This is a genomic window from Collinsella sp. D33t1_170424_A12 (genome assembly GCF_015554865.1).
In the GTDB taxonomy this organism is placed as follows: domain Bacteria; phylum Actinomycetota; class Coriobacteriia; order Coriobacteriales; family Coriobacteriaceae; genus Collinsella.
In genome coordinates this window covers 1-7,532 of sequence record NZ_JADNJJ010000026.1, presented here as the reverse complement: position 1 = coordinate 7,532, position 7,532 = coordinate 1, and the positions used below count along the sequence as shown (strand labels likewise).

At 64.8% G+C, this 7,532-nt stretch carries 11 protein-coding genes and 1 tRNA gene; all 12 read right to left on the bottom strand.

Annotation, left to right across the window (positions count from 1 at the left end; translation table 11 throughout):
• Positions 1 to 284: 284 nt before the first annotated feature.
• A complete protein-coding gene (gene rsmI / locus I2E26_RS01240) occupies positions 285 to 1,199 on the bottom strand; it encodes a 16S rRNA (cytidine(1402)-2'-O)-methyltransferase (RefSeq protein ID WP_195419303.1) in 915 nt (304 codons plus the stop codon).
• Between the two features lie 2 nt (positions 1,200 to 1,201).
• Positions 1,202 to 1,825: a hypothetical protein gene (locus I2E26_RS09015; RefSeq protein ID WP_229056312.1), complete on the bottom strand. Its 624-nt coding sequence runs from the start codon at positions 1,823 to 1,825 to the stop codon at positions 1,202 to 1,204.
• Between the two features lie 35 nt (positions 1,826 to 1,860).
• Positions 1,861 to 2,274: a hypothetical protein gene (locus I2E26_RS09010; RefSeq protein ID WP_229056311.1), complete on the bottom strand. Its 414-nt coding sequence runs from the start codon at positions 2,272 to 2,274 to the stop codon at positions 1,861 to 1,863.
• A gap of 325 nt (positions 2,275 to 2,599) precedes the next feature.
• A tRNA-Phe gene (locus tag I2E26_RS01230) sits at positions 2,600 to 2,672 on the bottom strand.
• Positions 2,673 to 2,776: 104 nt separating this feature from the next.
• Positions 2,777 to 3,109 (bottom strand): DUF192 domain-containing protein, encoded by a 333-nt coding sequence (locus I2E26_RS01225; protein ID WP_195419302.1) that lies wholly within the window; start codon positions 3,107 to 3,109, stop codon positions 2,777 to 2,779.
• A gap of 2 nt (positions 3,110 to 3,111) precedes the next feature.
• Entirely contained in the window at positions 3,112 to 3,573 is a 462-nt protein-coding gene (locus I2E26_RS01220; protein WP_195419301.1) for a hypothetical protein, read from the bottom strand.
• Complete coding sequence (locus I2E26_RS01215) at positions 3,570 to 5,588, bottom strand: hypothetical protein (RefSeq protein WP_195419300.1); 2,019 nt, start codon at positions 5,586 to 5,588, stop codon at positions 3,570 to 3,572. The genes I2E26_RS01220 and I2E26_RS01215 overlap by 4 nt, the downstream gene beginning before the upstream one ends.
• Before the next feature lie 22 nt (positions 5,589 to 5,610).
• Complete coding sequence (locus tag I2E26_RS01210; RefSeq protein ID WP_370551415.1) at positions 5,611 to 6,075, bottom strand: TadE/TadG family type IV pilus assembly protein; 465 nt, start codon at positions 6,073 to 6,075, stop codon at positions 5,611 to 5,613.
• Position 6,076: 1 nt separating this feature from the next.
• A complete protein-coding gene (locus I2E26_RS01205) occupies positions 6,077 to 6,289 on the bottom strand; it encodes a hypothetical protein (protein WP_195419299.1) in 213 nt (70 codons plus the stop codon).
• 104 nt (positions 6,290 to 6,393) lie between these two features.
• Positions 6,394 to 6,918, bottom strand: coding sequence for a hypothetical protein (locus tag I2E26_RS01200; RefSeq protein ID WP_195419298.1), 525 nt, complete (start codon positions 6,916 to 6,918; stop codon positions 6,394 to 6,396).
• A complete protein-coding gene (locus I2E26_RS01195; RefSeq protein WP_229056313.1) occupies positions 6,882 to 7,097 on the bottom strand; it encodes a hypothetical protein in 216 nt (71 codons plus the stop codon). The genes I2E26_RS01200 and I2E26_RS01195 overlap by 37 nt, the downstream gene beginning before the upstream one ends.
• Before the next feature lie 9 nt (positions 7,098 to 7,106).
• Positions 7,107 to 7,532, bottom strand: a 426-nt coding sequence (locus tag I2E26_RS01190; protein ID WP_195419297.1) for a type II secretion system F family protein, incomplete at its 5' end; no start/stop codon positions are given.

Below are 7,532 nucleotides of genomic sequence, written 5' to 3'. Positions count from 1 at the left end.
CCACCGTCGCCAGCATCCTGCCGCCGGTGTCGCGCTTCGCCAAGGGCAATCCGCAGGCGGAGCAGCGCCGACGCGTGACAGCGCTGCTCTCGGCGTTCTACAACCGCTTCCGCAGCCTGACCGCGCACTACCCCAAGCGCGACGAGGCGGGAGCGAGGTAGCCGCCACGCACTAGGGCGCATGAACGCCACCCAAAACGAGGATTCGGCAACGCGAAAGGCCTCGTCCATGAACTCAATAGCAGTCATGGACGAGGCCTCCTTCATCAGGCGGCAGGGCGACCCTCACTCAGATTCGGCCTGGACCGTAAGCACCAGGTTATACACATCACGCTTCTTGCGCGAATACCTCTGCGACAGGCGCTTGGCGATCGCGTTGGCGGGCTCGCCGGCGGCAAGGGCCTCGGCGATATCCGCGGTCAGCAGGTCGTCGGGGTTCGCATCGAGGTCAACAGCGCCGCCCGCCGCCAAGGCAGCCTCGTGGCGCTCGAGCTCGGCCTCGCTCGGCGGCGCCACCACGAGCACCATCTCGCCGCGCATCTCGCCGCGCTCACGCACCAGCTCGAGCAACTCGGACGCGGGCGCCCGCAGGACCTCCTCATGGAGCTTGGTGAGCTCGCGGCAGAGCGCGGCCTCGCGCTCGGGAAACACCTCGGCGATCGCAACGAGCGAATCCTCCGCGCGATGCGGGGACTCGTAGAAGAGCAACGCGCCGGGAATGGACGCGAGCCTGCGCAGGCGACGGACGCGCTCGCCGTGCTTACGCGGCAAAAAGCCCTCGAAGAAGAAGTGCTCGCAGGGGATGCCGGTCGCCACCAGCGCAGTGATGCAAGCCGTGGGACCGGGAATCACCTCGACGGGCACACCGGCTTCGCGCGCCGCATCCACCAGCACCTGGCCGGGATCGGACACGCCCGGCATGCCGGCGTCCGACGCGAAGGCGAGGACCTCGCCGGCGAGCGTGCGCTCAACGAGCTGCGGAGCGCGGCCCGCGATAACGTTCTCGTCGCAGCGCACAAGCGGCTTGGAGATACCGAGGTGCGCGAGGAGCTTCGAGGTCACGCGCGTGTCCTCGCAGCAGATGGCATCCGCAGCCTCGAACGCCGCCGCAGCGCGCGGCGTCAGGTCGCCGAGGTTGCCGATGGGAGTACCCACGATATAGAGCTTGCCCGCCTGCGGGCGCTTCGTCGTCTCCCCCATGGCTACTCGATCATGGCGCGCTCGAGCGTACCCAACGCAAGGCGGGCATCCCATGCCGCGTTGCGCTTCTCGGTCTTCCACGTTTGGAAGAACCAGCCGCGCGTATCGGCGAACGAGGCGAGCTGATTGGACACGAACACGCGCTCATAAGCGGCACGACCCTCGGGAGTCACGGATGCGCTCGACATCACCGCGGCGCCCGACCATTCGCCCACCAGCACGGGGAAGCCGGCCGAACGCGCCTCGCGAATCACCTTGCGGTTGCGCGCGATAGCAGAGGAGAGGCCGCGCGGCGAGGTGATATCCTGCGCAAACTCGTCGTAATAATGATAGAGGTGCACGTCCATCACCACGTTTTCGTAACGCGAACCACGCATGAAATGCTTCCACATCTCCGGGTGCGCGGAGGCGGAGAACACGACCGCCTTCTCGACCGGCATATGCGCGCGCACGAGCTCGTAGGCATCGCGATAGAAATTACGCAGATAATGACTGGGGATGCCCTCCGTCATGGTAAAGAGGTTCTTGCGCACGCTCATGACGGGACTGTCCAGCAGCTCGATTCCGTAGAGGCTCTCGGCCTTGCCGTAGCGAGCGGCAAGTTTCTCGAGCACCTCGAGCGCCACATGGCGCCCGTTCACCGACGAATGCCAATCAGCGGTCAAGTTGGCGTGGTGGGGGTGGTGGTCGATTCATTCGAATCGCCCTGACCGCCCGGGACCGTCGCGAGGTCGAGCAGGACCTTGATATCGTATTTCTCGCCCCACTCGATCGCGCGATCGATGTAGTCGATCGCCGGGATGAAGGTTGCGGCGTCGCCCTGCGATCCGAAGGCATGCCACGGAATGGGCAGGCGCACCGCGTTCAAGCCGATCAACGACATACGATGAAAGTCGCCCTCGCCGATAAAAGTCTCGTAGTGATGGCGCAGGCGCTCGTTATACGCAGCGCTACCCAATACGTCGTGCAGCTCCGCGTCGGACGACGCGCCCGTGGCGGCAAACAAGGACGGCGAAACCCACGGCTCGGGAATAAACCAACCCGAAAGGTTGACGCCGCGAATCTTCTCGTCCATACCTGCCTCCTAGCCATCGATGCTCATTGTTGAAGAGTATACCTGCCCGCCCCGACACGCGCATCGGCGGCGCAAAGCGTGTCGGAAATGAAAGGTTGTAGCAAAGTAGCGCGGCCTCGCCCAACGGGCGCACAACCTTGTATGCCCCGAAACGGTCGCGGGATCCGCGACATGCGAACGCAATACGAGGCGAACTGGGCTCGAACGAATTCCCCCATGCTCGCACGCATCCGCAGCCGGCTCGGATCCGGAGGAGATTATCCGAACACATCGAAACGGTATACAAAAAGCCCCCCGACATGCGGAGGGCTTTATCATTAAAGGGTGGCCAGAGGGGGAGTCGAACCCTCGACACGCGGATTTTCAGTCCGCTGCTCTACCAACTGAGCTATCTGGCCAATTGATGTCCGTCTCACTGACGGCTTGATTACTATAACAAATCTTCGCGGCGGCGCAAGCGACTTTTTTAAGATTCTTGTCACTTTCTTTTACACACGCCCCCCTATCCCCGATCATCCGGCGGCACATGGATCCGCTCGCATACCCACGAGGCGCCCCGATGCGCCAGGATGCGGCCTGGGGCAACCCGTTCATAGCGCGCCAGCACACGGTTGTCATCCGTAAAGAACACGACGTCGATCGGCGCCCCCATGCCAAACGTATGCACCGATGAACACCGTGGAAACACCAAGATGATCTCGACATTCCCCTTGCCACGAGGCCGATGCCCCATCAAGCCCCATAGCCGGCACCAGAACGTCCGCGCAACGACGATATCGCCGCATGCCCATCCAAGACCGCGAACCGCCTGGCCATATCGCTCGTCGTTCTGCATCCCTATGCCACCACCCCGGGCTTCCAAGGGTCTACGACCATCGCCCTTTCATGCCGAAGCCGCGCGGGAGCCCCCAACGACACCCCGGCGATCTCCACGACCGACGGCCACGGCGTCATCGCCATGCTGCACGTAAACGAACGCGTGAGCGGCGCAAGGGAAAAGGTCTCCTCCGACCCGAACCCCCGGTCCTCCACCGTCACCTCGACGTCGACCCCGTACCCTTCCATCGCCGTGGCCAATTCGCCCCGCACCGCTTCCAAAGCCGCCTGCCCGGCCCCTCCGTCCCCCTCGGGAGAAACCCCCTGGGCGACCACGATATCGGGCGCGACGCGGTCGAAGCGCGCGACGGCAACCGCGAACCGCATCAAGTTTGAAGTTATAAGCCCGAGCACCAATAAGACAGGCAACACCACCGCCATCTCAACCGTCGCCTGCGCCCGACGCTCTCGCATCACCGTCATGAAGCAGCACCGCCCTCCGAAACGAAATCCCCTAGGCGCACCGTCAGCGGCAGGGTCCCACCTCCCGGCAACGGGATGCGCGCGACCACGATCTCGGCAGAAAGCACCGCCTCCTCCAACTCGTAGCCGACAGCTCGCAAGATGTCCATCGGATCGCTGCTCGTAGGCGCAATCGAACGCAGGCGTTTTTGAAGTTCGGAAGCGCTCCCCAGATCCCCTCTCGCGAGCACATGCGCGCTATCGGTCAACACGGGCTTGCGCAGCGACAGGTCAACGGGCTCGAGACTCAGGCCATTTAAAGCGCCCATCACCCTCTCCTCCAACCAGCCGCCTACGGAATCAGGCGAACCCGCAGAACCTCCCAGCAGGTCATCGAGCGCCTCGCCGATTCGCTCGGACGCGTTTCCATACGCCAGCAACAAGCGCCCCCAAAGCCCCAGGACCTCGTCGGCCATTCCCGGCAATCCCCCATCCGACGATATCGACGAGAGAAACGACGCGAGAACGTTGTTCTCGTGCGTGGCGGGATCTCGCGCCAAAGCAGCCGCCGAAATAGCACCGCGCGCACCCACATGCACATCAGAAGCGAACGAGCTGGATAGCTCTCCTGCCGATGAGACGTCACCTGACACCACGAGCGCCACGCACCCATAGCGCCCGGGCGGCGCGATGCGCGGGCGCTCGCTGCGAAGCGCCGCAAGCGCTTCCTCGAACGCGCTGCCCGCACCCTCTGCCGACCCCTTCGCATGCTCCTCCGCGGCATATTCCTCGCCCCGGGCTGCAGCGTAGTCCCGCAGGGCCAGCGTATACGACCGGAAATGATATTCGAAACCATTCTCGATCGACGTCGAAGCCGCTGGCACACGCCCCATATCGCCTACGCCGAAGCGACAGGTCTCGCACTCGCGCACGCGCCCTGCCTCCACGTCGCACAGAGCCGCCCCTCCCCCGGACGCCCCCGTCGCACCCGGGCACGACGGGGCGTAATGCAACGTCGTTCCTGCGGTCTCGATCGATGTCGCCCAGCGCGCATCCGTATACAACGGCGTCTCGCGCACGTCATCGGTGTTCCTCGGCAACGGCTCGAGCGTGTTCACGAACCCGCTCTCGCCCTCCTCCACCCGCGCCGCTTCGACGACGCCCGCAGCATACTCGTAAAAGACCTTGCGTGCCGCAGAATCGGCACGGTCCTCGACGCTATTCCCCACGGGCGCCTCGTGCTCGAACCGCCATCGATAGTATGCCCGCGCCCGCCGCAACCCCGCTTCCGGAGCCCAGGTGACGCTCGATGCGAAATCCGGGTTCTGATCGGGTGCGATACCCGAGAGCCGATCGGCCCGCTCCTGCATATTCATACCATCGCGACCGCAATCCGCCAGCCAGGCACGCTCCTTCTCTGCAGTGCTTTTCTCCCGGGCGCGACGTAGCCGCTCGGCAGCCTCGTCAAGCTCCTCGCTCGCAAGCTCCATCGATCCGGTGTCGATCGCTGGTCCCTCAAGTGCAGGGAAATACGAATCCGAGGTGCGTGGCGCCGCCAGCGCCGTGCCCGCATACGACAGGCGCTCGCCACCCTGCTGACGGCACAGCCCCGTCGCGCGCGCCGCGACGACAAACGGCAGTCCCGCCTCCAGCTTCTGCAGCCCCTCGCTCGCTGACGCGCAGAGCTCGTTTCGCGCTTGAAGCATCTCGATGCCCGAATCGAGCATATCGTGCGCAGCCGGCTCCATCCCTGGAATCAATGTTCCCAGCATGCCGGCGCCCACCGACACGAACCCCGCAAGCCCCATGCTCAGCACCGTCGCATCGACCGTAGTTGCCACGGTGTAATACGACGACACCGCGTTAGCGCCGGCAAGCGCCGCCGCATCCGCGGCAACCTGCACGTCCCCCGAGCGCGCCATAGACCACACGGCAGAGACAGACGAGAACAAGAGCGCCAACACGGCCAGGATGGTCACCGCGGCGACCATCGTCGTATATGCCGCTTCCTCGGCAAGCAGCTCGATTCCCGACATCGGGTGCCGCCCGCGCCGCAACCTACTCCTGAATCCATGCATCGTAATCACCTTTCACCCACGCTGGGCGCGGGCGCATCGCGGCCCTTACGCGCAATCGCACATCGCCCGCAGCGTTGCGCTCGCCGAACGCCCCCACGAACACGCCCAGCACAGGCAGGGGCTTCACCCAGCCCTCGATTTCCACGAACCTCCCCGCTTCTCCCTCGCCCCCGTAATCAACCTCCCACGCCAGCGGACCCCCCGCGTGAAATATGGCGATATCGGGAACGGCGGCCAGCCTCCGCAAGATGAAAGCGCGGGTGCTCCGCTCGTCCGCACCCTCCCCGGTCGCCACCAACCGGCACCCTTGCGCCGCCGCGACCTCCATCACCGCCTGCGTATATCTCACGCACACCGGCTGCAGCGCCAAGAGCACCACGATGCAGAAACTCGGCAGCAAGATGGCCGCCTCGACCGTCGCCTGCGCCCCGCGTTCGACGAGCACCTTAAAACAACGCGATATCAATGGCCCCCGACCCATCGAGCACATGCGAAGCCGCCTCCTCAACCAACCCCGACAGCGCCCCATCGGTCGCCGCCCTCCACAACGCGCCCAACGCTACGATCACGGCAACGAAGACGCCCGTGACCACGGCATACTCGAGCGTCCCTTGCGCCAGCCGCTCCCCCAGCGCCCCCAATCCGCTATATCGCCCCATCTTCCTTCCCCTCATTCAAACCACGGCGCCCGCGCGCTCCGCTTTGCGCCGCGCCCCGATGGCCGCGCCGAAAACACACCCGCCAAACGCCGGTGCATACCGCGCTACCTCCCGGAGCCATCTGGCGCTATCATGCGCGCGACGCGAACCGCCACTTCCCGCTCACCGGGCGCTTGCGTTACCAGCACTACATCCGCCCAGTGCTCACCGTCCCACACAACCGCCCCCCAGACATTCCCGCTCATGTCCAAGTAACCGCTCGTCACCAGCGATGCCCCCGCTCCTCCCTCGACATAGGTCCCTAAGACACGTGCGCCTGCTTCCATCACGTCCCCTTCCGACCTCCACGTCACCACCGCCTCATCGGCCTTTGCATCCCGCTCGAGTGCCGCATCCAGATCATCCAAGAAAGCCTCGGCCGAAGACGCCAGAGCCTCGCCGTCTCCTCGCAGACGCGCTTCAACTGAATGCACCGCTTGCCGCAGCGCTGCGCCATCGGTGGCGTCGCGTTCCAACGACGCGCCCCATATGAGCGCACCCGCCACCGCCGCCGCGCAGATCGCATAGGCGGCGAACAAGGCTCGTCGTCCGTCTAAAGACTGTTGATGCCCGATTCGATTGCGCTCCATAGCTCACTCACCTTGCCGCGAAACGCGATGATGGCCAGAATCGCTATAACCACCAGCACCCCTACGAGAATCGCGTATTCCGTCGTGCCCTGGGCCAGGTCCTCACGCATCCACATCTCCCGCACCCTGCGGGCCGCCGCGTAACCGCGCGCGCCCATCAAAGCCAGCAATCCATTCATGCAAACCTCCTAGATCATGCCGCCCGCAGCCATGAGCGGGCCCATTATCGACAACAGCAGAGCTGGAAGAATGAGCGTGCCCGTAGGTATGAGAATCTTCACCGGCGCTCGCTCGATAGCCCGCTCCACGCGGGCGCGGTGAGCCCGCCGACATTCCCTGCCCTGCGCTTCCAGCGCATCTGCAAGCGGAGCCCCCAGCTCCATAGCCTCCTCAACAGCAACTGCAAACGATTCCAACGAGCGCACCCCCAACGCCGCAGCCACCTCGTGCAGGGCATCGCCCCTTGTGGCAGCACCCGCCCTCCACCTCATGCGCGCATGCGCCAACTCGGTCGCCAAGCCGCTCGAACGGTGTTCGCAATACAAATCGAGCGCCGCATCGAACGACAACCCCGCCGTCAGCCCCAGCCGAACCATGTCAACCATCTCCGCCAC

Coding starts and splice junctions, on each gene's coding strand:
- I2E26_RS01225 (WP_195419302.1), bottom strand. CDS start 3,109: ATGCAGAACGACGAGCGATATGGCCAGGCGGTTCGCGGTCTTGGATGG.
- I2E26_RS01200 (WP_195419298.1), bottom strand. CDS start 6,918: ATGGAGCGCAATCGAATCGGGCATCAACAGTCTTTAGACGGACGACGA.
- I2E26_RS01195 (WP_229056313.1), bottom strand. CDS start 7,097: ATGAATGGATTGCTGGCTTTGATGGGCGCGCGCGGTTACGCGGCGGCC.
- I2E26_RS01205 (WP_195419299.1), bottom strand. CDS start 6,289: ATGGGGCGATATAGCGGATTGGGGGCGCTGGGGGAGCGGCTGGCGCAA.
- I2E26_RS01215 (WP_195419300.1), bottom strand. CDS start 5,588: ATGTCGGGAATCGAGCTGCTTGCCGAGGAAGCGGCATATACGACGATG.
- rsmI (WP_195419303.1), bottom strand. CDS start 1,199: ATGGGGGAGACGACGAAGCGCCCGCAGGCGGGCAAGCTCTATATCGTG.
- I2E26_RS01220 (WP_195419301.1), bottom strand. CDS start 3,573: ATGACGGTGATGCGAGAGCGTCGGGCGCAGGCGACGGTTGAGATGGCG.
- I2E26_RS09010 (WP_229056311.1), bottom strand. CDS start 2,274: ATGGACGAGAAGATTCGCGGCGTCAACCTTTCGGGTTGGTTTATTCCC.